Origin of the sequence: Rhodanobacter denitrificans (assembly GCF_000230695.2) — a bacterium.
Lineage (GTDB): Bacteria > Pseudomonadota > Gammaproteobacteria > Xanthomonadales > Rhodanobacteraceae > Rhodanobacter > Rhodanobacter denitrificans.
Map to the genome: position 1 here is coordinate 3,919,618 of NC_020541.1, position 25,260 is coordinate 3,944,877.

At 69.9% G+C, this 25,260-nt stretch carries 17 protein-coding genes; 9 read left to right on the top strand and 8 right to left on the bottom strand.

What is annotated here, in order from left to right; all coding sequences use genetic code 11:
• Positions 1–44 precede the first annotated feature (44 nt).
• Positions 45–2,699 carry an aminopeptidase N gene (gene pepN, locus R2APBS1_RS17875; protein WP_015449001.1) on the top strand — a complete coding sequence of 885 codons (2,655 nt, stop codon included), beginning with the start codon at positions 45–47 and terminating at the stop codon, positions 2,697–2,699.
• A gap of 83 nt (positions 2,700–2,782) precedes the next feature.
• Here pepN and R2APBS1_RS17880 read toward each other — a convergent pair whose 3' ends face one another.
• Positions 2,783–2,968 carry a hypothetical protein gene (locus R2APBS1_RS17880; protein ID WP_007513548.1) on the bottom strand — a complete coding sequence of 62 codons (186 nt, stop codon included), beginning with the start codon at positions 2,966–2,968 and terminating at the stop codon, positions 2,783–2,785.
• Positions 2,969–3,562: 594 nt separating this feature from the next.
• Here R2APBS1_RS17880 and mnmG point away from each other — a divergent pair.
• The 4 genes from mnmG to R2APBS1_RS17900 all read left to right on the top strand — a co-directional run bounded on the left by mnmG (position 3,563) and on the right by R2APBS1_RS17900 (position 10,705).
• A complete protein-coding gene (gene mnmG, locus R2APBS1_RS17885) occupies positions 3,563–5,440 on the top strand; it encodes a tRNA uridine-5-carboxymethylaminomethyl(34) synthesis enzyme MnmG (protein ID WP_007513546.1) in 1,878 nt (625 codons plus the stop codon).
• A 60-nt stretch (positions 5,441–5,500) separates the two neighbouring features.
• The gene (locus tag R2APBS1_RS17890; RefSeq protein WP_015449002.1) at positions 5,501–6,274 is read left to right on the top strand and encodes an RDD family protein; all 774 of its coding nucleotides are present in this window, start codon (positions 5,501–5,503) and stop codon (positions 6,272–6,274) included.
• A 147-nt stretch (positions 6,275–6,421) separates the two neighbouring features.
• Complete coding sequence (locus R2APBS1_RS17895) at positions 6,422–8,749, top strand: Tex family protein (RefSeq protein WP_015449003.1); 2,328 nt, start codon at positions 6,422–6,424, stop codon at positions 8,747–8,749.
• Positions 8,750–8,863: 114 nt separating this feature from the next.
• Entirely contained in the window at positions 8,864–10,705 is a 1,842-nt protein-coding gene (locus R2APBS1_RS17900; RefSeq protein WP_015449004.1) for an autotransporter outer membrane beta-barrel domain-containing protein, read from the top strand.
• Positions 10,706–10,817: 112 nt separating this feature from the next.
• On the opposite strand, the gene R2APBS1_RS17905 is transcribed toward R2APBS1_RS17900, so the two are convergent.
• From R2APBS1_RS17905 to R2APBS1_RS17935, 7 genes are all read right to left on the bottom strand, one after another.
• Complete coding sequence (locus tag R2APBS1_RS17905) at positions 10,818–11,699, bottom strand: YbaY family lipoprotein (RefSeq protein ID WP_015449005.1); 882 nt, start codon at positions 11,697–11,699, stop codon at positions 10,818–10,820.
• Between the two features lie 170 nt (positions 11,700–11,869).
• Positions 11,870–13,168, bottom strand: a complete 1,299-nt coding sequence (gene purD / locus R2APBS1_RS17910) for a phosphoribosylamine--glycine ligase (RefSeq protein WP_015449006.1) — start codon at positions 13,166–13,168, stop codon at positions 11,870–11,872.
• Positions 13,169–13,274: 106 nt separating this feature from the next.
• On the bottom strand, positions 13,275–14,654 hold the full coding sequence (locus tag R2APBS1_RS17915; protein WP_015449007.1) for an AMP-binding protein: 1,380 nt from the start codon (positions 14,652–14,654) through the stop codon (positions 13,275–13,277).
• Positions 14,655–14,790: 136 nt separating this feature from the next.
• The gene (gene tsaC, locus R2APBS1_RS17920) at positions 14,791–15,363 is read right to left on the bottom strand and encodes an L-threonylcarbamoyladenylate synthase type 1 TsaC (RefSeq protein ID WP_015449008.1); all 573 of its coding nucleotides are present in this window, start codon (positions 15,361–15,363) and stop codon (positions 14,791–14,793) included.
• Entirely contained in the window at positions 15,364–17,865 is a 2,502-nt protein-coding gene (locus R2APBS1_RS17925) for a DNA topoisomerase I (protein WP_015449009.1), read from the bottom strand. It lies immediately after the preceding gene.
• A gap of 121 nt (positions 17,866–17,986) precedes the next feature.
• Entirely contained in the window at positions 17,987–19,162 is a 1,176-nt protein-coding gene (gene dprA, locus R2APBS1_RS17930; RefSeq protein WP_015449010.1) for a DNA-processing protein DprA, read from the bottom strand.
• Between the two features lie 92 nt (positions 19,163–19,254).
• On the bottom strand, positions 19,255–20,376 hold the full coding sequence (locus R2APBS1_RS17935) for a LysM peptidoglycan-binding domain-containing protein (RefSeq protein ID WP_015449011.1): 1,122 nt from the start codon (positions 20,374–20,376) through the stop codon (positions 19,255–19,257).
• A 189-nt stretch (positions 20,377–20,565) separates the two neighbouring features.
• Between R2APBS1_RS17935 and def the strand changes: the two genes are divergently transcribed.
• The 4 genes from def (at position 20,566) to R2APBS1_RS17955 (ending at position 25,111) form a co-directional block, all read left to right on the top strand.
• Positions 20,566–21,075, top strand: coding sequence for a peptide deformylase (def, locus tag R2APBS1_RS17940; protein ID WP_007513524.1), 510 nt, complete (start codon positions 20,566–20,568; stop codon positions 21,073–21,075).
• A gap of 11 nt (positions 21,076–21,086) precedes the next feature.
• The gene (gene fmt / locus R2APBS1_RS17945) at positions 21,087–22,010 is read left to right on the top strand and encodes a methionyl-tRNA formyltransferase (RefSeq protein ID WP_027484104.1); all 924 of its coding nucleotides are present in this window, start codon (positions 21,087–21,089) and stop codon (positions 22,008–22,010) included.
• On the top strand, positions 22,010–23,311 hold the full coding sequence (rsmB, locus tag R2APBS1_RS17950) for a 16S rRNA (cytosine(967)-C(5))-methyltransferase RsmB (RefSeq protein WP_015449014.1): 1,302 nt from the start codon (positions 22,010–22,012) through the stop codon (positions 23,309–23,311). The genes fmt and rsmB overlap by 1 nt, the downstream gene beginning before the upstream one ends.
• A gap of 96 nt (positions 23,312–23,407) precedes the next feature.
• Positions 23,408–25,111: an ArnT family glycosyltransferase gene (locus R2APBS1_RS17955; RefSeq protein ID WP_051061189.1), complete on the top strand. Its 1,704-nt coding sequence runs from the start codon at positions 23,408–23,410 to the stop codon at positions 25,109–25,111.
• Positions 25,112–25,260 lie beyond the last annotated feature (149 nt).

Here is a 25,260-nt window from a genome sequence, read left to right on the forward strand (position 1 = left end):
GCATGGTATCCTGTTCGCTCCCCAACGCCCCATCCGTTGTTCCCATGCATGCACTCTCCACGCAAGCCGCCCCGGCGTCGATTTGTCTTCGCGACTACCGCGCCCCGGCATGGCGCGTGGACACGGTGGAACTGGACTTCGACCTCGGCATCGACGCCAGCGAGGTACTCGCGCGCCTGCACTTGCGTCGCGACCCCGCGCAGGACGCCCCGCTGCGGCTGGACGGCGAGAACCTGCAGTTGCTGTCGATCGCGCTGGACGGCACGCCGCTGCCCGCCACCGCCTACCGCTACGACGGCAACGCGCTGGAGGTAGATGGCGCGCGCGACGGCAGCGTGCTGGAAACCCGCGTGCGGCTGCGCCCGGCGGCGAACACCGCGCTGGAAGGCCTGTACCTGTCCGGCCCGCGCGAGACCGGCTTCCTGCTGACCCAGTGCGAGGCCGAGGGCTTCCGCCACATCACCTTCTTCCCTGATCGGCCCGACGTGCTGTCGCGCTATACGGTCACCCTGCGTGCCGACCGCACGCGCTTTCCGGTGCTGCTGGCCGGCGGCAACCCGGACGGCGCCGGCGCGCTGGACGGCGGCCGGCACTGGGCGCGCTTCGTCGACCCGCATCCGAAGCCGAGCTATCTGTTCGCCGTGGTCGCCGGCCATCTGCAGGTGATGGAGCGCGACTACGTCACCGCCGATGACCACGCCGTGCAACTGAAGATCTGGGCCGAAGCCGACGCCATCGACCGCTGCCACTACGCGATGGCCGCGCTGGAACGCGCGATGCGCTGGGACGAGCAGGCCTACGGCCGCAACTACGATCTCGACGTGTTCCACGTCGTCGCCACGCACGACTTCAACATGGGCGCGATGGAGAACAAGGGCCTCAACATCTTCAACGCGAAGTGCCTGCTGGCCGCGCCGGACTCGACCACCGACGAGGAGTATCGCCACGTCGAGGCGGTCGTGGCGCACGAGTATTTCCACAACTGGAGCGGCAACCGCGTCACCTGCCGCGACTGGTTCCAGCTGTCGCTGAAGGAAGGGCTCACGGTATTCCGCGAACAGAGCTTCTCGGCCGACATGAACTCGGCGCCGCTGAAGCGCATCGAGGACGTCGCCCTGCTGCGCCGCGCGCAGTTTCCCGAAGACGCCGGCCCGCTGGCGCATCCGGTGCGCCCGGCGCAATACAGCGAGATCAACAATTTCTACACCGCCACGGTGTACGAGAAGGGCGCCGAGCTGGTGCGCATGCTGGCCGGTGCGCTGGGGCGGGACGGTTTCCGCCGCGGCATGGACCGCTACTTCGAGCGCAACGACGGCCGCGCCGCCACGCTGGAGGACTTCCTCGCCGCGCTGGGCGGGGCGAACGGCACCGACCTCACGCCCTACCTCGCCTGGTATGCCCAGGCCGGCACGCCCCGGCTGAAGGCGCACGGCCATTACGATGCGGTCCGCCACACGTACACCCTGACCCTGGCCCAGTACACCCCGGGCGGCCACGGCGCGGAACCCCGCGTGCCGCTGCCGATCCCGGTGAAACTGGCGCTGTTCACGCCGCAGGGCGACATGCTGCCGCTGCATCTGGACGGCCAGACGGCCAAACCCGACACCGAGCGGGTGGTGGTGCTGGAGCGGGCCGAACAAAGCTTCGTCTTCGCCGATGTCACCACCGCACCGGTACCGTCGCTGCTGCGCGGGTTCTCCGCGCCGGTGATCCTGGAGTGCGACTACACGCCCGGGGAACTGGCTCTGCTGCTGGCCCATGACGTCGACGGCTTCAACCGCTGGGAAGCGGGCCAGCAACTGGCTGCGCGTGCCTACGAGGACCTGCGCGACGACACCGCCGGCGCCGCGCTGCATGCCTGGTGCGATGCACTGGCCCGGTTGTTCGATGCCGCCGCCATCGACGACGCCCTGCTTGCCGACCTACTGACCCCGCCGGGCGAGGTCGAACTGGCCGAGCGCGAGAGCGCGATCGACCCGCAGCGCATCCATCACTTGCGCCAGGCCCTGCAGCAGCGACTGGCCGCGCGCCTGGGCGCCGCGGCCTTGCGCCAGCGCTATGCCGCGCTGGCCGCACACACCACGATCGAACTCGACGCAGCGAGCCAGGCCCAGCGCCGGCTGAAGCGCCGCGTGCTGGAACTGCTGGCGCTGCTCGACCGTGCCGGCTCTGGCGAACTGGCCACGGCGCAATACCGCGAGGCGCCCGGCATGACCGACCGCCTCGCCGCGCTGTCCGTGCTGGTGCGCAGCGATGCCCCGCAGGCCGCCGCGGCGCTGCGCGATTACCGCGAACGCCACGCCGGCAACGCGCTGGCGCTGGACAAGTGGTTCGCGGTGCAGGCGCAGTTGCCGGGCGAGCGCGCACTGGACCGCGTGCGGCGGCTGGAGCGCGATGCCGCGTTCACCCTGAAGAACCCGAACCGGGTGCAGTCGTTGCTGGGGGCATTCGTGCGCAACAACCCGAGCGGCTTCCACCGCGTCGACGGCGCCGGCTACCGACTGCTGGCCGAACGGCTGGTGGCGCTGGATGCGTTGAACCCGCAGGTCGCGGCGCGGCTGGCCACGGCGTTCAACGGCTGGCAGCGGCTGGAGCCGCTACGGCGCGAGGCCGCGCATGCGGCCATCGTGGAACTGGCCGGGCATCACGGGCTTTCCCGCAACCTGGCCGAAATCATCGGCAGCGTGCTGAACCGCTGACCGGCGGCGGGGCATCGCGCGATCCCGCCGGATCGCCCTGACGTGCACGCGGCGCTGCCCCGCACACGGGCCGGAGGCTTCGTTCAGACGTCCAAATGATCGAGCGCGTCGAGCAGGCTCTGCAGGCGCGACTCCAGACTCGGCTGCAGTGCCACGCGCTCGCTGTCGTCGCGCTCGCTCAGGCCGTCGATGGCCATCTCGACCTGGCCGAGTTCGACCAGCAGGTCATGGTGCGGATAAACCGGTTGGAAATCGAAGCTCATGTCCATGGCGTATCCCTCGTGATAGGTAAGCCGGGAGATGCAACCGCCATGCCACATGTGATCTGGATCACGACCGATTCACGCATGCAATCACACGACTGACGCAATACGTCATCTGCTGCCGCGATCCGGCACAAAACTCCTTTTCAGTCACCCCGTGTTCACGCATTTGCGGCGAATATCGCTCCACGCTCCACAGCAACCACTGTGGTCTGCGCCAGCAGGTTTCCGGTTTCTGGCGCTCGGCAATACGGTCATCCTGGATTCCCCCTGTTCCTGAGACCGCCGGGCGCCAGATCTAACAGCACGAGGCCCCGCGGCCGCCAAGCCGCGGGGCCTCGTCTTTTGGGCCTTGCACGCTTTTTGACCCCGCAAAAGGCGACGGCACCCCGAGGGGTGCCGTCTTGCTTCCTTTCCTGGTACGCGATCGAACCCCTGTCCGTCCGATCTCGGCGCGCGTGGTCGCGCAGCGTCTGCCCCTGAAAGTGCTGGCTTTGTTGAAGCAGAAAACGTGCCAGCCGTCCCGGGCGGCTCGCCAGGCATGGGTGGCGCTACCATGGCGCCCCGTTTCGTCACTTTTTGCACGCTCAGGTCAGTTCGATGCGCCACCCGACCCACTACGACGTCATCGTGATCGGCGGCGGCCACGCCGGCACCGAAGCCGCGCTGGCCGCCGCGCGCGCCGGTGCACGCACGCTGCTGCTCAGCCACAGCATCGAGACGATCGGCCAGATGAGCTGCAACCCCGCCATCGGCGGCATCGGCAAGGGCCATCTGGTGAAGGAGATCGACGCGCTTGGCGGCGCGATGGCGCATGCCGCCGACCTCGCCGGCATCCAGTGGCGCACGCTGAACGCGTCGAAGGGCCCGGCCGTGCGCGCCACCCGCTGCCAGGCCGACCGCACGCTGTACAAGGCGGCGATCCGACGCATGGTGGAGACGCAGCCGAACCTCGAACTGTTCCAGCAGGCGGTCGACGACCTGCTCATCGAAAACGGCCGCGTCACCGGCGTGGTCACCCAGATGGGCTTGTCGTTCGGCGCCCGCTCGGTGGTGCTCACCGCCGGCACCTTCCTCGCCGGCAAGATCCACATCGGCCAGGCGCAGTACGCCGGCGGTCGCGCCGGCGATCCGCCGGCCAGCGCGCTGGCGCAGAAGCTGCGCGAGCTGCCGCTGGCGGCCGACCGCCTGAAGACCGGCACGCCGCCGCGCATCGACCGCCGCAGCATCGACTTTGGCGGCCTGGATGAGCAGCCCGGCGACGATCCGGTGCCGGTGTTCTCCTACCTCGGCACGCGCGACGAACACCCGCGCCAGGTCAGCTGCTGGATCACCCACACCAGCGAGCGCACCCACCAGATCATCCGCGGCGCACTGGATCGCTCGCCGCTGTACACCGGCCAGATCGAAGGCGTCGGCCCGCGCTACTGCCCGTCGATCGAGGACAAGGTGGTGCGCTTCGCGGAGAAGTCGTCGCACCAGATCTTCATCGAGCCGGAAGGCCTGGACACCTTCGAGATCTACCCGAACGGCATCTCCACCTCGCTGCCGTACGACGTGCAGCTGGCCCTGGTGCAGTCGATCAAGGGCTTCGAGCGGGCGCACATCACACGCCCCGGCTACGCGATCGAGTACGACTATTTCGACCCGCGTGGCCTCCACCCGTGGCTGGAGACCAAGGCGATTCCCGGCCTGTACTTCGCCGGCCAGATCAATGGCACCACCGGCTACGAGGAGGCCGCCGCGCAGGGCCTGGTCGCCGGCCTCAACGCCGCGCTCGCGGTGCAGGGCAAGGGGCCGTGGTATCCGCGCCGCGACGAGGCCTACCTCGGCGTGCTGATCGACGACCTCACCAGCAACGGCACGATCGAGCCGTACCGCATGTTCACCTCGCGTGCCGAATACCGGCTGCACCTGCGCGAGGACAATGCCGACCTGCGCCTCACCGAGCAGGGTTTCGCACTCGGCGTGGTGTCGCAGGCACGCCTCGACGCATGGTGCGCCAAGCGCGAGGCGGTCGAGCGCGAGCTGCAGCGGCTCGGCACGTTGTGGGTGACCCCGGCGAACGCCCGTGGCGCGGCGGTCGAGCGCCAGCTCGGCATCGCGGTCAGCCGCGAGACCAGCGCCATCGACCTGTTGCGCCGACCCGAACTCGATTACGCCGCACTGGCCGCCGTTCCCGAACTGGGGCCGCCGGTGCAGCGCGACGACGTTGCCGCACAGGTCGAGGTGCAGGTGAAGTACGCCGGTTACCTCCAGCGCCAGCGCGAGGAGATCGAGCGCCAGCGCCGCCACGAGCAGCTGGCGATTCCCACCGGCTTCGACTACGACAAGGTGCGCGGGCTGTCGGCCGAGGTGCTGGCGAAACTGAAGCGCGCGCGGCCGGCCACAGTGGGCCAGGCCGCGCGCGTCAGCGGCGTCACCCCGGCGGCGATCTCGCTGCTGCTGGTGCACCTGAAGCGCCGCGACGCCGCCTGACCCCCGCGCGGCAATCCGCTCATGGCATCATGCGCACTTTGACCAGCATGGGGGTGCGCGATGGAAATCTGGATCGGCCGCGACGGTGAACGGCATGGCCCGTACAAGGAAGACGACGTGCGCCAATGGCTGCGCAGCGGCCAGGTGAGCCCAGCCGACCTGGCCTGGCACGAAGGCCTGGCCGACTGGCAGCCGTTGTCGGTGCTGTTCCCCGACGTGGCAGTCGCACCGCCGCCGGCAACCGCCAACCCCTACGCCGCACCGGCCGCCCCGCTGCTGCCGCAGACCACCGCCGCCGCGCTGGAAGACCACGCCGGTTTCTGGAAGCGCGTGGCCGCCTATATTCTCGACGCGATCGTGCTGTACATCCCGCAGGTGCTGATCGAGAAGGCATTCGGCGGCGACGCGGCGAAGGCGGCGCTGAAGCAGGCCAGTCTCGACGCGGTCGGCAACCCCGACGCCATGATGGCCGCCAACATGCACTACTACTCCACGATGTGGCCGGCCATGCTGCTGATCGTGGTGCTCGGCGTGCTGTACTTCACCGTGTGTGAAAGCTCGGCCTGGCAGGGCACGCTGGGCAAGCTGGCGCTGGGCATCCGGGTCACCGACCTGGAAGGCCGGCGGATCAGCTTCCCGCGCGCGCTGGGCCGCTACTTCGCCAAGATCCTCAGCGCCATCATCCTGGGCGTCGGCTTCCTGATGGTCGCTTGGACCCAGCGCAAGCAGGGCCTGCACGACATGATCTGCGGCACCCTGGTACTGAACGGCCGTGCCAGCGAGTTCAAAGCGAGCCCGTCGACGGCCGACAGCCGCAACTCGTTCAGCGCCTGAGCCACTGACCCCACGACGGCGCCGCGGCCGATCCGCGGCGCCGTTCTTGTTTGCGCGGCGGTACCGCCAGAGCCGCTTGGTATCATCGGCCGCCGCATTCTTCTTCATCCGGCGCATCACGCCGCCGACGGGAACCGATCACCACCCATGCTCAGCATCGAACAACGCATCGCCCACGACATCGCCGCGAAGACCGAACAGGTACGGGCGGCCGTCGACCTGCTCGACGGCGGCGCCACCGTGCCGTTCATCGCGCGCTATCGCAAGGAAGTCACCGGCAGCCTCGACGACACCCAGCTGCGCCTGCTGGAAGAGCGCCTGCGCTACCTGCGCGAGCTGGAAGAGCGCCGCGCCGCGATCCTGGCCAGTGTGGAAGAACAGGGCAAGCTCAGCGATGCGTTGAAAGCCGACCTGCTCGCCGCCGACACCAAGGCGCGGCTGGAGGACCTGTACCTGCCGTACAAGCCGAAGCGCCGCACCAAGGCGCAGATCGCCCGCGAGGCCGGGCTGGAACCGCTGGCGCTGGGCCTGCGTGAGGATCCCACGCGGTCGCCGGAGACGTTCGCCGAGTCGTTCGTCGACGCGGAGAGAGGCGTCGCCGACGTGCGCGCCGCACTCGACGGCGCCCGCGCGATCCTGATGGAGTCGATCGCCGAGGACGCGCACCTGGTCGGCGAGCTGCGCGACTGGCTGTGGGCGCAGGGGCAGATCCGCGCGAAGGTGGTCGAGGGCAAGGAGCACGAGGGCGCCAAGTTCCGCGACTACTTCGATCACGTCGAGCCGATCGCGAAGATCCCCTCGCACCGCCTGCTGGCGCTGATGCGCGCGCGCAACGAGGGCGTGATCGAACTCGAGCTCGCCCCCGCCGCGGACAGCGAGCAGGGCCACGCCGAGGGCGAGGGCCGCGTCGCGGCGCATGCGAACATCCACCAACGCGGCCGTGCCGCCGACGCCTGGCTGCGCGAGACCGTGCGCCTGACCTGGCGGGTGAAGCTGCACCTGCATCTCACGCTCGATCTGTTCGGCCGTGTGCGCGAAGGCGCCGAGGACGAGGCGATCCGCGTGTTCGGCGACAACCTGAAAGACCTGATGCTGGCTGCGCCGGCCGGCGCCAAGACGGTGATGGGACTGGACCCGGGCATCCGCACCGGCTGCAAGGTCGCGGTGGTCGACGCCACCGGCAAGCTGCTGGCCACCGACACGATCTACCCGCTGGAACCGCGCCGGCAGTGGAGCGAATCGCTGGTGGCGCTGGCCAAGCTGTGCAAACAACACAACGTGGACCTGATCGCGATCGGCAACGGCACCGGCTCGCGCGAGACCGACAAGCTGGCCGCCGAGCTGATCAAGAAGCTGCCCGAGGCGAAACTCTCGAAGATCGTGGTGAGCGAGGCCGGCGCCTCGGTGTATTCGGCGTCCGAGCTCGCGGCGAAGGAGTTTCCCGATCTCGACGTGAGCCTGCGCGGCGCCGTCTCGATCGCCCGCCGGCTGCAGGACCCGCTGGCCGAGCTGGTGAAGATCGAGCCGAAGGCGATCGGCGTGGGCCAGTACCAGCACGACGTCAACCAGATCAAGCTGGCGCGCGCGCTGGATGCGAAGGTGGAGGACTGCGTCAACGCGGTCGGCGTGGACGTGAACACCGCCTCGGCCGCGCTGCTCGCGCGCGTGGCCGGCCTGTCCGCTTCGGTGGCCGAGAACGTGGTGAAGCACCGCGATGCGAACGGCCCGTTCCCGAACCGCAAGGCGCTGCTGAAGGTGCCGCGCCTCGGCGACAAGGCATTCGAGCAGTGCGCCGGCTTCCTGCGCGTGCCCAGCGGCGACAATCCGCTGGACGCCAGCGCGGTACACCCGGAGGCCTACCCGGTGGTCGAGCGGATCATCGCGCAATGCGGCCGCGAAGTGCGCCACATCATCGGCGACAGCGGCTTCCTGCGCGGCCTGAAGGCAGAGCAGTTCACCGACGAGAAATTCGGCGTGCCGACCGTGCGCGACATCCTGAGGGAGCTGGAAAAGCCCGGTCGCGACCCGCGCCCGGAATTCGTGGCGCCGAGCTTCGCCGAAGGCGTCGAGGACGTGAAGGACCTCCGGCCCGGCATGATCCTGGAAGGCCGCGTCACCAATGTCGCCGCGTTCGGCGCATTCGTCGACATCGGCGTGCACCAGGATGGCCTGGTGCACCTCTCGGCGTTGTCGCACAGCTTCGTGAAAGATCCGCGCGACGCGGTGAAGGCCGGCGATATCGTCAAGGTCAAGGTGATGGAGGTGGACATCCCGCGCCAGCGCATCGGCCTCAGCATGCGCCTGGACGACGAACCGGGGCAGGCGCGCAGCGCCCGTCCGGGGGCCGGCCGCGATGCCGGCGGCAGCCCACGCGACAGCCGCGGCCCGCGCCCCGGCGGCGGCGCGCCCAAACCCGCTGCCGCCCCGGCCAGCAACGCGTTCGCCGATGCGTTTGCGCGGGCGGGCAAGCGCTGAGCTGCCCAAGCCGGGACCGCGGGCGGCGGCGATGCGCTGCAGCATGCGGTTCCGTATGGAATGCCGTACCGTAACGTCCAGCTAACACGGCCATCCCGGCCGAGGAGTATCTGCATGCTTCGTACCCGCCATCTGGCCGGTGCCATCGCCACCGCCCTGCTGTTCAGCACGGCCGCCGCGGCCACCGATTTCAGCAACGTCATCGTCTTCGGTGACAGCCTCAGTGACGGCGGCAACATCTCGCTGGCCACTGCGCCCGCGATCCAGCCGCCGCTGCGCTTCACCACCAACCCGGGCATCACCACCGCGGAGAACGTCGCGGCGAAGCTCGGTTTCGCGCTGGCCCCGTCAGCCGCCGGCGGCACCGACTTCGCCTGGGGCGGCGCCGGCTTCGTCAACAACGTCGCCGCGGTGCCGACCATTCCGCAGCAGCTGCAGATGTACCTCGGCACGACCGGCGGCAAGGCCGACGGCAACGCGCTGTACCAGGTCTGGGGCGGCGCCAACGACATCTTCTACCTGAGCGGTGCGCTGACCGACCCGAACGCGATCGCCGCCGGCACCACCGGCGCGGCGCAGGCCGAGCTGGGCGTACTCGGCGCGCTGCAGGCCGCCGGCGCGCGCTACGTGGTGGTCTACAACCTGCCCGACCTGGGCAAGACGCCCGCCTCCGCCGCCGGCGGCGCGGCCGCGCAGGCCGGCGCCAGCCAGCTCGCCGTGCTCTACAACGGCGTGCTCAACAGCGGGCTGGCGCAGTTGAGCGCCAACGGCCTGAACATCATTCCGGTGAATACCTTCGCCCTGCTCAACGAGGCGGTCGCGAACCCCGCGGCCTACGGCTTCAGCAACGTCACCACGCCGGCGTGCACCGGCAGTTCGATCCAGTGCGGCCCGCAGGGCTCGGGGCTGCCCTACAGCTACGCGGCGGGCACCGACCAGAGCTACCTGTTCGCCGATGGCGTGCATCCGACCACCGCCGCTCACGCGATGCTCAGCCAGTACGTGCTGTCGGTGATCCGTGCGCCGGAGCAGGTCTCGCTGCTCGGCGAAGCGCCGCTGGCCGCCAGCGCCACGCAGAACCGCGTCATGCGCGAGCAGATGCTGACCACCGGCAAGGATGGCGACGTGCGCACCTTCGTCAACATCGACTATGCCCGGCAGCGCTTCGACGCCACCGGCAATTCGCCGCGCACCAACAGCGACAACTTCAATTTCACCCTGGGCGCGAACTATTTCGCCGGCGAGCACGTCACCGCCGGCGTGGCGCTGGGTGTGGGCCAGCACAACGCCGACTTCTCCGGCGGTGGCGGCTACAAGCTGCAGGACGTCAGCGGCCTGGGCTATGTCGGTTACCACAACGGCGGCGGCTACGTGGGCGGCTACGTCAACTTCGGCCAGTCGAATTTCAAGGACATCGAACGCCGCATGAGCATCGGCGCCATGCAGCGCACCGAAACCGGCAAGACCGACGGCTCGCACCTGGGCGGCGGCGTCACCGGCGGCTGGTGGTTCGATCTCACCGACAAGCTGCAGACCGGCCCGTTCGCCACCGTCGACTGGCAGACCGTGAAGATCAGCGGCTACGCCGAGAGCGGCAACGACAGCAGCGCCATGTGGTTCGGCCGGCAGCAGCGCGACTCGCTGCTATCCACGCTGGGCTGGCGCCTGCGCGGCCAGTGGCAGGTCAACAACCTGGTGATGTCGCCCTATGTCGAGCTGGGCTGGAACCACGACAGCAAGGCCGACCCGCGCATGGTCCGCGCCGGCCTGAACAGCATGAACGGCGGCTTCGCCCTGTCCGGCTTCAGCCCGGACCCGAGTTGGGGTACCGCGACGCTGGGCCTGTCCGCCCAACTCACCCCGAGCGTGCAGAGCTGGATCGGCTACAGCGGGCGCTTCGGCGACAACAGCCAGAAGTTCAACAGCGTCAACATGGGCGTGCGGATCAGTCTCTGATCCGCTCTGCCCAGCGGCCCGGCCTGGTCCGGGCCGCCCATGAAAAAGCCGTCCGTGGATGCGGACGGCTTTTTTTGTGGACCAGCCCGCTCGACGCGGGAGCCCGGACGGCTTACTTGTTCTTGCCGCCGGTAGCCATGGCGAGAATCGCCACCGCCTGCTTCCTCAGCGTCGCCGCCACTGCCGGATCGAGCGGCTGCACGTCGCTGCCGACCTGGTGCTGCTTGAGTACCAGCGTACCGTCGTCGCTCCAGCCGGCGCGGTCGATCGCGCTGGGTTTGCCGTCGCGGCTGGCCTTGGTTTCCTGCACGATCGCCCACGGCTTGCCGTCCTTGTAGGCATAGTCGGTGCTGGTGTAACCCTTGTCGCCGTAGTCGACCTCTTCGCGGATGTACTTCACCTCGCCGGCCTGGCGGAACAGCTGCCAACCGCGCGAATCACTGGCCTCCAGCTTGGTGCCATGGCTGATCTTCATGCCGCCGATCTGCGCCTTCGCCTCGGCGAACTCGGCCAGGATCTTCTCGCTGGGCGTCTGCTCGGCCAGCAGCTCGATCGCCACGCCGTCGTTCTTGCTGCCCTTGGCCAGCACCGGCGCCTGGATCGGCATGGTGTACTTGCGGTCGCCGTCGGTCAGGGACGCCTGGATCACGTACAGGTCGCCCGGCTTCACTTCGGCCGGGTTGAAGCTCAGCGTGAACGACTGCGGGAACGAACCGGCCGGCGAGGTCTTGCTGGCCAGCGGGGCGGAGCCCACGGCGGTGGACGACACGTCGGCCAGGTTCAGCACCAGGGTGGCGTTCGCCGACGGCGCGGGCGTGCCGGCGCGCAGCGTAATCGTGCCGCTCACCTGGCTCGGGACCGGCGCAGCGGCCGCAGCCGTGTTCGCGGAAGCGGGCGCCGTGGAGTCCGTCGACTGAGACGGATGGGAAGCGTTGTTGCAACCAGCCAGAGCCAGTGTCGCAACCGACATCAGCGACAAAACCGTCTTGCGCATGGGAAAACCTCATCAACGTGAAATCAAGCACGAGGCCGTTCAGGCGCTATGCGCCACGACTCTACGCGGGGGAAGTTCCAAGCATAGCCCAAAAAGCGCCGCCCGGAAAAGTCAAGCCATCCAATGGCCTACCATGCGGCGGCGTACGCGGCCCGCGACGCCGGCCCGGCTCAGCGGCGGTGCAAGGCCCGGTGTGCGATGTCACGGCGGCAGAATGCGCCGTCGTAATGGATCCGGCCGAGCGCGGCATACGCGCTTTCGCGCGCCGCGGCGAGGTCGCTGCCCAGTGCGCACACGGTCAGCACGCGGCCGCCGGTGGTGAGCACGCGCCCCGCCGGGTCGAGGCGGGTACCGGCGTGGAATACCTTGACGTCGGCCGCTAGCGCCACGTCGAGGCCGTCGATCGCGTCGCCCAGACGCACCCGGCCCGGATAGCCACCGGCCGCCATCACCACGCCGATCGCCGGGCGCGCGTCCCAACGCGCCCGGGTCTGTTCCAGCCGGCCGTCCAGCGCGGCGTCGATCAACTCGACCAGGTCGGACTTCAGCCGCAGCAGGATCGGCTGGGTTTCCGGGTCGCCGAAACGCACGTTGAACTCGATCACCTTCGGCGCGCCCGACTTGTCGATCATCAGGCCGGCATAGAGGAAGCCGATGAACGGCGCGCCCTCGGCCGCCATGCCGCGCAGGGTCGGCTCGATCACTTCCTTGAGGATGCGCTGCTCGACTTCCGGCGTGACCACCGGCGCCGGCGAATACGCACCCATGCCGCCGGTGTTCGGGCCGAGGTCGTTTTCGTCGCGGCGCTTGTGGTCCTGGCTGGAGGCCATCGGCAGCGCATGGCTGCCGTCGCTCATCACGATGTAGCTGGCTTCCTCGCCGTCGAGGAACTCCTCGATCACCACCCGCGCCGAGGCGTCGCCGAACGCGTGTGCGCCGAGCATGTCGTGCAGCGCCAGTTCCGCGTCGGCCAGGGTCAGCGCCACCACCACGCCCTTGCCGGCGGCCAGGCCGTCGGCCTTGATCACGATCGGCGCGCCGCCGCTCTGATGGGCCTGCTCGCGCACGTAGGCCAGCGCCGGATTCAGTTCGGTGAACACCGCATAGTGCGCGGTGGGAATGTTGTGCCGCTGCAGGAAATCCTTGGCGAACGCCTTGGAGCCTTCCAGCTGCGCGGCGATCGCGCGCGGGCCGAAGATGCGCAGGCTGGCGGCGCGGAAACGGTCGACCACGCCGGCCACCAGCGGCACCTCGGGACCGACCACGGTCAGCCCGACCTTTTCGCGCTTCGCCAGCTGCAGCAGGCCATCGAGGTCGTCCGCCGCCACGTCGGCGTTGCGCACGCCCGGCTCGCGCGCGGTGCCGGCGTTGCCGGGCGCCACGATCACCTCGTCGACCTGCGGCGATTGCCCGAGCTTCCACGCCAGCGCATGTTCGCGACCGCCGCCGCCGATGACCAGGACCTTCATTGGGCTGCTCCGTGTGAGGCGCGCCACCCGGCGCAGCCCGGCATTGTAGCGGCTGCGCGCTCAGCCGACGGCAGCGAGGCCGCACGCCCTGGCGCGAGCCGGCGGCTCAATCGTCGTCGTGCTGGCCGAGCAGGGCCAGCAGCGCCGCGCGCGGCAGCTTGCCGGTCTCGTTGCGCGGCAAGGCCTCGACCAGCTTCAGCGGACGCGGCAGGAACAGCGGGTCGATCGCGCGGCGCAGGGCGTCGAGTATCGCGTGTGCATCCAGCCCCGGTGCCACCGCCAGCGCGGCAATCCGGTGCACGCCCAGCGCATCGCCGTCGTCGAGCTGGAACACCGCGCCGTCGCGCACGCCCGGGATCGCCAGCAGGCGCCGGGTAAGGTCGCCCAGCGAGGCGCGCTTGCCGGCGATCTCCAGCAGGTCGGCGTGGCGGCCGCACAGGCGGAAGCGGCGGCCGCCGTCGGACAGGCTCACGATGTCGGCCAGGGCCACCGGCGCGTCCAGCTGCGGCGCCTGCACCAGCGTGCCGTCCGGCTGCGGATGCAGGCTGGCACCGTCATACAGCGACCAGTCCTCGTCCACGGCGGGACGCCGGCTGGCGAACACGCAGGTCTCGGTGGAGCCGAACACCTCCAGCAGCGGTGCACCGAACCGCTGCTCGGCGCGGCGCGCCAGTTCCACCGGCAGCGGTGCGGTGGCCGACACCATCGCCGCGACCGGCGGCAGCGCGATGCCCGATTCCACCAGCGCGCGCAGGTGCACCGGCGTGGTCACCAGCACCCGCGGCGCCGGCACCTCGGCCAGCGCGGCGGCCACGTCGGCCGGAAAGAACGGCCGCCCGGCATGCACGCCGACGTCGCCCAGCAGCGGCAGCAGCACCGACATCTCCATGCCGTACATGTGCTGCGGCGGCACCGTGGCGACGATCTCGACACGCGGCCCGACCGCTGCGCGCAGCAGCGCCAGGTTGCCGGCGTTGCTGGCGTGGAAACTGCCCCAGGTCTTCAGGTTCGCGCCGGGCGCACCGGTGGAGCCGGAGGTATAGCCGATCGCCACCACCTGCCCGGCCGGAATCGACGGCCACGCTGCATCAAGTTCAAGCGGCGGTACGGCATCCAGCGGCGGCAGTTGCCGGTAACCGCGCGGCGCGGGATCGAGCGCCTGCTCGCCCAGCGCATAGCAACCCGGATGCGCTGCCATCACCTCGTCCACTGCCTGCGGCGCACGCGACGACGGCAACAGGTTGGCCTGGCCACGCAACGCGATCGCGCAGAACGCGACCAGGAACGCGTAGCGGTCCTCGCACAAATTGACCCCGGCGGGGGCGGCCGGCAACCCGGCGGCCACCGCCTGCACCTGGGCCAGGAAGCACGCCGCGTTCACCGGCTCGCCGTGATGCCAGGCCACGATCCGTGCGGGGTCGACCGCGTCCAGCAACGGCAGTCGCGGTGGCGCCTCACGCTGGTAGGTGTCGTAAACGATGGCCAAGCCGCAATCTCCCTGATCTTCAATTCGACATGCCCCGCAGAATCGCGCCGCACCATGAACAGCGGCGTGAATGGCGGCAGCTGGCATCCCGCGGCGGTTCAGCTGGCGCAATGATCCGGCGCGCTCCCGTGGACGCTCAGGCGCGGATGATAGCGCCCGACAATGCATCGCGGATCACCGTGGGACTGGCCTGGCCACCCAGTGGAGCGTCCAGCAGGCCATCCAGTGCATCGCCGAAGTACTCCGCCACGGTCTGCGCCGTGCGCGCCGGCGGCTGGCCGTGCGGGTTCGCGCTGGTCGACACCAGCGCGCCGCCGAACGCGCGGCACAACGCGGCGGCCGGTGCGTGCGCGGTGACCCGCAGCGCGATCCCGGCATGCGCGCCGGCGACCCACGCCGGCACCTCGGCCGAGCGCGGGAAGATCCAGGTGTGCGGGCCGGGCCAGCTCGATCGCACCTCCCGCAGCACCTCCGCCGGCACCGCGGCCAGTTCGATGTAGCGCTCGACCTGGGCGAAATCAGCGGCGATCAACAGCACGCCCTGGGTCGCCGGGCGCTGCTTCAACGCGAAGATTTTCTCGAAGGCGACGCGGTCATGTGGATCGCAGCCGAGGCCGAACACCGCCTCGGTCGGGTACGCCAGCACGCCGCCGCCATGCAGCAGCGCGGCGGCAGCGTCGAGTTCGGCCAGGGTGAAGCGCTGCAGCACTCAGGCTCCGGTTTTGCTGGTCGCGGGCCTCTTTGCAGCGGCCTTCTTGGTGGCGGTCTTCTTTGCCGCCGTCTTCTTCGCCGGGGTCTTTTTCGCCGCAACCTTCTTGCTGGCGGCCTTCTTCACCGCCGTCTTTTTTGCCGGCGCCGCCTTCTTCGCGGCCGCCTTCTTGGTCGCGCCCTTCTTGCCGAAGCGACCCGGCTTGCGTGCCGGTGCGGCCGCCAGCAGCTCCAGGCACTGCGCCTCGGTCAGCTCCTTCGGCTCCTGCTCCTTCGGGATGCGCGCGTTCTTCTCGCCGTCGGTGATGTAGGCGCCGTAGCGGCCGTTCAGCACCTGCACGCCGTTGCCGAAATCGAGGATCAGCCGGTTCGCCAGCATCTCAAGTTTCTCCTGCACGATCTGCAGCGCGCGCGGCAGTTCGATCGTGTACGGGTCGTCCTCGGGCTTCAGCGAGGCATAGGTGCCGCCTTGCTTGACGAACGGGCCGAAGCGGCCGATCGCCACGCTGACTTCCTCGCCGTTCGGCGCGCTGCCCAGTTGGCGCGGCAGCTTGAACAGCTCCAGCGCCTCGGCCAGGGTGATCGTGTGCATGCTCTGGCCCGGGCGCAGGCTGGCGAAGGTGGGCTTGTCCGCGTCGTCCTTGGTGCCGATCGCCGCATACGGCCCGAACCGGCCCAGCCGCACCGAGACCGGCTTGCCGGTCTTCGGGTCGCTGCCGAGCTCGCGCGCGCCGGTGGCCTCGCTGCGATCGACCGATTCGGTCTTCTCCTCCACCTGCTGCTTGAACGGCTGCCAGAAGCGCTGCATCAGCGGCACCCACGCCTCCTCGCCGCGGCTGACCGCGTCGAGCTCGTCCTCGAGCCTGGCGGTGAAGTCGTAGTCGACGTAGCGGCTAAAGTGCTGGGTGAGGAACTTGCTGACCGCGCGGCCCACGTCCGTCGGCTTGAAGCGGCGGCTGTCGAGGAACACGTACTCGCGGTTCTGCAGCACCTGGATGATGCTGGCATAGGTCGACGGCCGGCCGATGCCGTATTCCTCCAGCGCCTTGACCAGGCTCGCCTCGGAATAGCGCGGCGGCGGTTCGGTGAAGTGCTGGTCGGCGACGATGTCGTGCAGCGGCACCTGCTCGTCCACCGCCAGCCGCGGCAGCCGGCGGCCTTCGTCGTCGTCCTCGGCATTCTTCTGGTCGCGGCCCTCCTCGTACACGGCGAGAAAGCCCGGGTCGACCACGGTGGTGCCGCTGGAACGGAACGCGGCGTCGCCACCGGCGACGTCGCGCACGGCGAATTCCACCGTCACGGTGTTCAGCGTGGCGTGGATCATCTGGCAGGCCACCGTGCGCTTCCAGATCAGCTCGTACAGCTTGCGCTGGTCGTCGTTGAGGAAGGCGGCCACCGATTTCGGCGTGTGCATCGCCGAGGTCGGGCGGATCGCTTCATGCGCTTCCTGCGCGTTCTTCGACTTGGTCTTGTACACCTGCGGCGCGTCCGGCAGCGCGTGGCCGCCGAAGTCGCGGGCGATCAGCTGGCGCAGCTCGGCCACCGCATCCTCGCCGAGCATGGTGGAGTCGGTACGCATGTAGGTGATCAGGCCGACATTGCCCTCGCTGCCCAGCGCCACGCCCTCGTACAGGCCCTGCGCCACCTTCATCGTGCGGCTGGTGGTGAAGCCAAGCTTGCGCGCCGCCTCCTGCTGCAGGGTGGAGGTGGTGAACGGCGCGGCCGGGCGGCGTTTGCGTTCCTTCGAGCTGACCTCGCTGACCGTGAGGCGGCCGCGCGCGGCCTGCTTCAGCGCGTCGCGGGCGGCATGCGCGTCCGCTTCGCTGGTGAGGTCGAACTGCTCGAACTTCTTGCCGTTGAGCCTGGACAGGCGCGCGGCGAAATCGCCCTCGGCGTGCTTCAGCTGGGCCTCGATGGTCCAGTACTCGCGCGCCTTGAACGCCTCGATCTCCTCCTCGCGCTCGACGATCATGCGCAGCGCCGGCGACTGCACGCGGCCGGCGGAAAGCCCGCGCTGCACCTTGCGCCAGAGCACCGGCGACAGGTTGAAGCCGACCAGGTAGTCCAGCGCCCGGCGCGCCTGCTGCGCATCGACCAGGTCGTGCGACAACTGCCGCGGCGCGGCCACCGCGGCCTTGATCGCCTTCGGCGTGATCTCGGAGAACACCACCCGGTGCAGCTGCTTGCCCTTGGTCAGGCCGCGCTCCTTCAGGATCTCGCTGATGTGCCAGCTGATCGCCTCGCCTTCGCGATCCAAGTCGGTCGCCAGATAGATGTCGTCGGCCAGCTTGGCCGCCTTGGCGATCGCGTCGACGTGCTTCTCGTTGCGCTCGATGATCTCGTAGGCCATGGCGAAACCGTGCTCGGTGTCGACCGCGCCCTCCTTCGGCTTCAGGTCGCGCACATGACCGTAGGAGGCGAGGACCTGGAAGTCCTTGCCCAGGTATTTGTTGATCGTCTTGGCCTTGGCCGGTGATTCGACGATGAGCAGGTTTTTTGCCATGAAGCTGGATATCCAAAGGTGAACCACCGGCGCTTCCGTGCCGGACATATATATAGTTGAAACCATGCCGCGCCGACGACTGTCAAGCCCGGCCGCACCGCAGGCGTCGCCCGACGGCCGTTCAGCCGCCGGGCAATCGCTGATAGCGGTTGCCCGGCAGGCTCGCCACCCTGGCCTCCAGCTCCAGGATCATCAGCATCGAGGAAAGTGCGGCGGCCGACCGCCCGGTACGCCGTACAAGTTCATCCAACGTCGCCGGTTCATGACCAAGTTCGGTCAAAAGCCGTCGATACCCGGTGTCGCCATCTGCCTCGGCGGGCCCCGGGGCGACACCATCGTCACTCGCGACCCGCGGCGGCCCGGCCACCGCGCCGCCAGTCGCACCCAGCCGCGCGGCCAGCTCGCCGCCAAGCATGCGCGCTGCCGGCGTCAATGTCTCGACAATCTCGGTCGCGCTCTCCACCAGCCGGGCGCCGTCGCGGATCAATCGGTGGCAACCGCGGGCCAGCGGGTGGTGGATGGAACCGGGCAGCGCGAATACCTCGCGGCCCTGTTCGGCGGCCAGTCGGGCGGTGATCAGCGAGCCCGAACGCAGGCCCGCCTCGACCACCAGCGTGCCCAGCGCGAGCCCGGCGATGATCCGGTTGCGCCGCGGGAAGTGATCCGGGCGCGCCGGCGTGCCGGGCGGAAACTCGCTGACCAGCGCCCCCTGCGCGGCGAGCCGCCGGGCCAGCGCGTGGTGCTTGCGCGGGTACACCCGATCCGGCCCGGTGCCGACCACCGCGAGCGTCTTCGCGCCGGCATCCAGCGCGGCCACATGGGCGGCACCGTCGATGCCGTCGGCCATGCCGCTGGTGATCGCGAAACCGGCCTCCGTCAGCGCCAGCGCAAACGCCCGGGCATGCGCGAGACCCACTGCGCTGGCACCGCGCGCGCCCACGATCGCCACCTGCGGATACAGCAGCAGGCCGGTGTCGCCGACCACGAACAGCACCGCCGGCGGCTGCGGAATGTGCTCCAGTTGCGGCGGAAAATCCACTTCGGTACAGCGCAGCAGCCGATGTCCGGGTTCGGCCAGCCAGGCCAGGTCGGCGGCCAGCTGCACTTCGTCGGGCCGGGCCAGCCAGGCGCGGGCCGGCTCGCCAAGCCGGGCCGCGTCGCGGCTCAACTGCGCCAGCGCGGCGCGGATGTCGCCGCCGGCCGCATCCAGCCGCTCGCGCAGGCCGCCCGGGCCGAGGCCGGGCGTGCGCAAGGCGAGCAGCCAGGCGCGCAGTTCATCGCGATCATCCATGGTCATGGCGGCAGTTTACGCAGTGGCCCGCAAAGAAAACGGCGCGGTGGGAACCGCGCCGTGCTGTAGGCAGATGCCGCCGTGGTGCTTGCCGGCACTTACTCCGGCATGACCAGGCGGGCGCCGACGTGCACCGGCCGCAGGCCATCCATCACCAGGCCGTAGCTGACCCGGTCGAAGGTGCGGAACACCATCACGTGGCCGATGTACTCGTCGGGCAATTTGACCTTCTCGCCCACGCCGCGCCGCCAGCTGTTGCTGGCCACGTCGTCGTGGATCGTCTCGCCGGGCTGCATCATCGTGTAGGTCTGGCCATTCTCGACGCCGTCCTTCGCGCCGATCGACAACATCACCACCTGGCGCGGACCGGCCGCATCCATCGCGTCGGCGAAGCCGATCACCTTGGCATTGGCCGGCACCGACTTCGGCGCATGCGGGTAGTAGTAGGCGTCGTACGGCGACTCGTCCAGCGGCATGATGCGGTCGCCGCTGCGGATTTCCTGGGTGGCGCCGAGCAGCAGCAGCGTCGCCGGGTCGCCCGTGCGCAGCGTCTCGGCGGTGCCGATCACGCTGACCTCGACGCCGAGGTCGTCGCCCTTGCCGTAGTGGCCGTCGTTGCGGGAATCCTCGCGCCACGGCGCATTGACCATCGCCGCGTTGCTGTCCAGCTCGTGCGCGACCAGGTCGGCGCTGGCCGCGTCACCCTGGTCGAAGCCGCGGAACACGTGGCTGGGCCGCACGATCGCCCAGCGCTGGCCGGCCTCGCCCTGCAGGCCGCGCACATAGATGTTCTGGCCGACCGCGCCACGCAGGCGCGCTTCCTCGAGGCCGACCACGTACGGCGCGGAGCTGACCGCATTCGAGTCCATCACCCGCATGTCCTTCAGGAACATCTTCAGCTCGGACAGCGGGATCGCCGGCACCGCCTCGCCCTCGCGATGCACGCTCGGCTGCAGGCCCAGGCGCGGCCCGTTGATGAAGGACAGGTTGAGCACGTCGCCGGGGTAGATCAGGTGCGGATTGCGCACCTGCGGATTGGCCTGCCAGATTTCCGGCCACAGCCACGGTTTGGACAGGAACTTGGCGGAGATGTCCCAGAGCGTGTCGCCCCGACGCACGGTATAGCTGTCGGGATGATCGGCCCGCAGTTGCGCACCGGCCGCATAGACGGCCACGGTGACCAGCATGCCGGCCAGCAACACGATAATTTTCTTGATCATTGGCGGGAATCCCCCTTCCCCAGGTGCTCGGCCGAGTGTAACCGAATGGTTAATGCGCGCAACAGGCGCGAGTTGGCAAAAATCGTCTGTACTCGGGCGCTTGCCGACGTACAATAAGACACATTCTAGATGGCGCCGCGGGTGGTTTTTTACCAAATCGCCCGCACTTTCGGCGCCGAGGTGATGCCTGTGTCCATCCTTTCCATCCTTGAATTCCCCGACCCCCGGCTGCGCACCCGTGCCGCGCCGGTAAGCGTGTTCGACGCGAAGCTGAAGCAGTTCGTCGCCGACATGTTCGAGACCATGTACGCCGCCAACGGCGTCGGCCTGGCCGCCACCCAGGTCAACGTGCACCAGCGCGTGCTGGTGATCGATATGAGCGAGGAGCGCAACCAGCCGCTGGTGCTGATCAACGCCGAGATCGTGGAGAAGGACGGCGCCCAGGTCTACCAGGAGGGCTGCCTGTCCTTCCCCGGCCTGTACGCCGACGTGACCCGCGCGCTGAGGGTGAGGGTGAAGGCGCAGGACGTCGACGGCAAGGCCGTCGTCCACGAGGCCGAAGGCCCGCTGGCGGTGGCCGTGCAGCACGAGATGGACCACCTGGAAGGCAAGGTGTTCGTGGATTACCTCTCCCCGCTGAAACGTTCGCTGCTGCTGAAGCGCCTGGACAAACAGCGCAAGCAGGCGGCCAGCGCTTGAGCGGCCGGCGCCTGCGGGTCGTCTTCGCCGGCACCCCCGAGTTCTCCGTCCCTTGTCTCGAGGCCTGCCGTGCCAGCGGCGCCGAGGTGGTGGCCGTCTATACCCAGCCCGACCGCCCCGCCGGCCGCGGCCGCCAGCTCGCGGAGAGTCCGGTGAAACGGGCCGCGCTGGCCACCGGCCTCGCGGTCGAGCAGCCCGAATCGCTGAAACCCGCCGAGGTACAGCAGCGGCTCGCCGACTACCGTCCCGACCTGCTGGTGGTGGTGGCCTACGGCCTGATCCTGCCGCGCAAGGTGCTGGCGATTCCACGCCTCGGCTGCTGGAACGTACACGCCAGCGTGCTGCCGCGCTGGCGCGGCGCCGCGCCGATCCAGCGCGCGATCCTGGCCGGCGATGCCGAGAGCGGCGTCGACCTGATGCGGATGGAGGCGGGCCTGGATACCGGCCCGGTGCTGCTCGAACGGCGCACGCCGATCGGCCGCGACGACACCGGCGGCTCGCTGCACGACCGCCTCGCCACGCTGGGCGCGGAGGTGCTGGCCGAGGGCCTGCGCCGCACGCTGGCCGGCGAGACACTGGCCGCCACGCCGCAGCCAGAAACCGGCGTGACCTACGCGCACAAGCTGGACAAGGCCGAGGCGAAGCTCGATTTCAGCCGCTCCGCGATCGAACTGGAGCGCCAGGTGCGCGCGTTCGACCCGTGGCCGGTGGCCGCAGGCGAAATCGCCGGCGAACCGCTGCGGATCTGGGCCGCCCGCGCGATCGAGGCGGACCACCACGCCGCGCCGGGCAGCGTGCTGGCCGCCGGGCGCGACGGCATCGACCTCGCCTGCGGGCAGGGCGCGCTGCGCGTCACCACGGTGCAGCGCGCCGGCGGCAGGCGTATCGGCGCGGCCGACTACCTCAACGCCCGTCCCGAATTGCGGCGCGGCTGATGAAGGCCGACACCCGCGCGCTGGCCGCCAAAGGGCTCGCCGAGGTGGCCCTGCGCGGCGCCTCGCTGCGCGACGTGATGGAGCGTTCCGCGCCCAGGCTGGCCGACCCACGCGACCGCGCCCTGCTGATGGCTCTGCTCAGCGAAGGCGCGCGCTGGTGGCTGCGTTTCGATCCGGCGGTCGACGGCCTGCTGGAAAAATCGCTGCGGCACAAGGACCCGGCCGTGCACGCGCTGCTGGTGCTGGGACTGGTCCAGCTGGAGATCCTCGAACTTGCGGACTACGCCGCGGTGGCCGCCACGGTCGAGGCGGTGCGCGCGCTCAAGCGGCCGCAACTGGCCGGCCTGGTCAACGCCGTGCTGCGGCGCTGGCAGCGCGAACGCGAAAGCCTGCTGGCGAAACTCGATGCCCGGCCGCAGACCCGCCACGCGCACCCGGCCTGGCTGGCCGCGGCGCTTGCGCGCGACTGGCCGCTGCAGGCCGAGGCGGTGATGGCCGCCGACAACGCCGAACCGCCGCTGATGCTGCGTGTCAACCGCCGGCGCAGCACGCGCGAGGCGCTGGCCGCCCGGCTGCAGACCGCTGGCTACACCGCCACTGCGCATCCGTGGCTGAGCGACGCGCTGGTGCTGCCGCACAGCAGCGATGTCACCCGCCTGCCCGGCTTCGAGGATGGCCTGTTCGCGGTGCAGGACGGCGCCGCGCAAGCAGCTGCCGACCTGGCCGACCTGCACGACGACCTGCGCGTGCTGGATGCCTGCGCCGCCCCCGGCGGCAAGGCCTGCCACCTGCTCGAACGCGCCGACATCGACCTCACCGCGCTGGAGTTCGACGCGCCGCGCGCCGAACGCATCCGCCAGAACCTGATGCGTCTGCGCCTGGACGCGAAAATCGTGGTCGGCGACGCCGGCGCGCCGAAGGGCTGGTGGAAGGGTCGGCCGTTCGACCGCATCCTGCTCGACGCGCCGTGCTCGGCCAGCGGCGTGCTGCGCCGCCGGCCGGACGTGCGCTTGCACCGGCGCGAGAGCGACATCACCGCGATGCACGCACAGCAGCGTCGCCTCCTGTCCGCGCTGTGGCCGCTGCTGGCGCCGGGCGGGCGGCTGCTCTACGTCACCTGCTCGGTGCTGCGCGCGGAGAACGAGGCGATCGTCGGCGAACTGCTCGCGGCGCAAACCGATGCGCAGGCGCTGGCGTTCACCCTGCCGGCGGGCCAGCCCGCCGCGCTGGGCTGGCAGATCCTGCCCGGCGACGGCGACCTCGACGGCATGTACTACGCGGTGCTGCAAAAGTCCCGCTGAGCCCTCCATGAGGTCGGCATACCACCGCCGGGCTATGCTTGGCACTCCCCCGACCCCCGCCGACGGAACGCCCCACCCGTGAATCCCTGCGCATCCTTGTCCCATGCGCGCCCGCTGTGGCTGCGCAGCGCCCGCGCGGAGCTGCTGCTGTTCGGCGTGTTCGCGCTGCTGCTGCTCGGCCTCGGCATCGGCTTGCGCGACCCGTGGCCGTCCGACGAACCGCGCTTCGCGCTGGTGGCGCAGTGGATGGTCGAGCACGGCCAGTGGCTGTTCCCGCACCGTGGCCACGAGCTGTACCCGGACAAGCCGCCGGTGTTCATGTGGCTGCAGGCGCTCAGCTACTACCTCACCCACCACTGGCGCATCGCCTTCCTGCTGCCCTCGCTGCTCGCCGCGCTGGGCGCGCTGGCGCTGGTCTACGACCTGGCACGCCGGCTGTGGAACCACCGCAGCGCGCTGCTGGCCGCGGCCACGCTGCTGGTCACCATCCACTTCACCTACCAGATGCGCAATGCGCAGATCGACCCGCTGCTGCTGGGCTGGATCACCCTGGCCAACTACGGCCTGCTGCGCCACCTGCTGCTGGGGCCGTCGTGGCGCTGGTTCGCCGTGGGATGCTTCTTCGCCGGCCTGGGCGTGGCGACCAAGGGCGTCGGCGTGCTGGCGCTCTTGATGCTGCTGCCGTACCTGGTCGCGCGCCGCGGCCACTGGCGCCAGTTGGCGCTGCCGGTCGGCGGCTGGCGCTGGGCCGGCGGCCTGGCGCTGTTCTTCGTGCCGATCCTGGGTTGGCTGCTGCCGATGCTGCTGGTCGCCCATGCCGACGGCGATCCGCAGCACGCCGCGTACGTGCAGAACATCCTGTTCGGGCAGACCGTGCACCGCTACGCCACGCCGACCGGACACCTCCACTCGCCGTTCTACTTCCTCGGCATCATCGTCGTCGACTGGCTGCCGCTGTCGCTGCTGCTGCCATGGGCGCTGCCGGCATGGTGGCGCCGGCTGCAGCGGCGCGACGCGCGCTTCCTGCTGCCGCTGGGCTGGATCGTGCTGATGTTGCTGTTCTTCTCGTTCAGCCCGGGCAAGCGCGACGTCTACATCCTGCCGGCGCTGCCGATGACCGCGCTGGCGCTGGCACCGCTGCTGCCCGGCCTGCTGCGCCGGCGCGGCGTGCGCCTCGCGGTGTGCGCGCTGACCGTGCTGCTGGCCGGCGCGCTGACCGCCGCCGCCGCGCTGGCGATCCATCGTCATCCGGCCTGGGCGGTGAAGATCGAGCAGAGTCTCGATCCGCAGATCTGGTGGATGCTGCTGGCCATCGGCGCGGCTGGCCTGGTCATCGTGGCGCTGACCCGGGTGCGCCGCGCGCCGCTGGGCTGGCTGCTGTTCGCCGGTGTGCTGTGGAGCGTGTATGGGCTGTGGGGCTATCCGATGCTCAACGGTGACCGCTCGGCGCGCGACGTGATGGTGCAGGCGCGCGCCATGGCCGGCCCCGACGCCACCATCGGCCTGCTCGCCTGGAAGGAGCAGAACCTGCTGATGGCCGCGGGGCCGGTCGCCGAGTTCGGCTTCCTGAAACCGTGGCCGCAGCAATATGCCGAGGCGATCGCCTGGCAGCGGCAGGACCCGGCGCATCGCTGGATCTTCAGCCTCGACGAGGCGATGGGCGCCTGCGTGGACCGCCATCGCGCTACCTACGTCGGCCACGCCAACCGCCGCGAGTGGTGGATGTTCCAGGCCAACGCGGTGGTGCCCGGCTGCGTGCCCGGCGCCAGCGCGGACCCGCAGGCCGACGACACGCTCTGAACAAAAGCGCAGCACCCATTCACGACACGCCCACGGAACGGCACACATGGAAGATGAACCTTCGCGTTACGATGCGGCGCGCGCATGCCAAGTCGAGGACGCTGGCCCGCTAGCATGGCCGGACAGGGATTACACGTTGCTTCGACAGG

Excerpts from the sequence above, each read along its gene's own strand:
- R2APBS1_RS17890 (WP_015449002.1), top strand. The coding sequence starts at position 5,501 with ATGGAAATCTGGATCGGCCGCGACGGTGAACGGCATGGCCCGTACAAG.
- R2APBS1_RS17880 (WP_007513548.1), bottom strand. The coding sequence starts at position 2,968 with ATGGACATGAGCTTCGATTTCCAACCGGTTTATCCGCACCATGACCTG.
- R2APBS1_RS17905 (WP_015449005.1), bottom strand. The coding sequence starts at position 11,699 with ATGCGCAAGACGGTTTTGTCGCTGATGTCGGTTGCGACACTGGCTCTG.
- purD (WP_015449006.1), bottom strand. The coding sequence starts at position 13,168 with ATGAAGGTCCTGGTCATCGGCGGCGGCGGTCGCGAACATGCGCTGGCG.
- rsmB (WP_015449014.1), top strand. The coding sequence starts at position 22,010 with ATGAAGGCCGACACCCGCGCGCTGGCCGCCAAAGGGCTCGCCGAGGTG.
- dprA (WP_015449010.1), bottom strand. The coding sequence starts at position 19,162 with ATGACCATGGATGATCGCGATGAACTGCGCGCCTGGCTGCTCGCCTTG.
- R2APBS1_RS17935 (WP_015449011.1), bottom strand. The coding sequence starts at position 20,376 with ATGATCAAGAAAATTATCGTGTTGCTGGCCGGCATGCTGGTCACCGTG.
- pepN (WP_015449001.1), top strand. The coding sequence starts at position 45 with ATGCATGCACTCTCCACGCAAGCCGCCCCGGCGTCGATTTGTCTTCGC.
- R2APBS1_RS17900 (WP_015449004.1), top strand. The coding sequence starts at position 8,864 with ATGCTTCGTACCCGCCATCTGGCCGGTGCCATCGCCACCGCCCTGCTG.
- R2APBS1_RS17925 (WP_015449009.1), bottom strand. The coding sequence starts at position 17,865 with ATGGCAAAAAACCTGCTCATCGTCGAATCACCGGCCAAGGCCAAGACG.
- mnmG (WP_007513546.1), top strand. The coding sequence starts at position 3,563 with ATGCGCCACCCGACCCACTACGACGTCATCGTGATCGGCGGCGGCCAC.
- R2APBS1_RS17895 (WP_015449003.1), top strand. The coding sequence starts at position 6,422 with ATGCTCAGCATCGAACAACGCATCGCCCACGACATCGCCGCGAAGACC.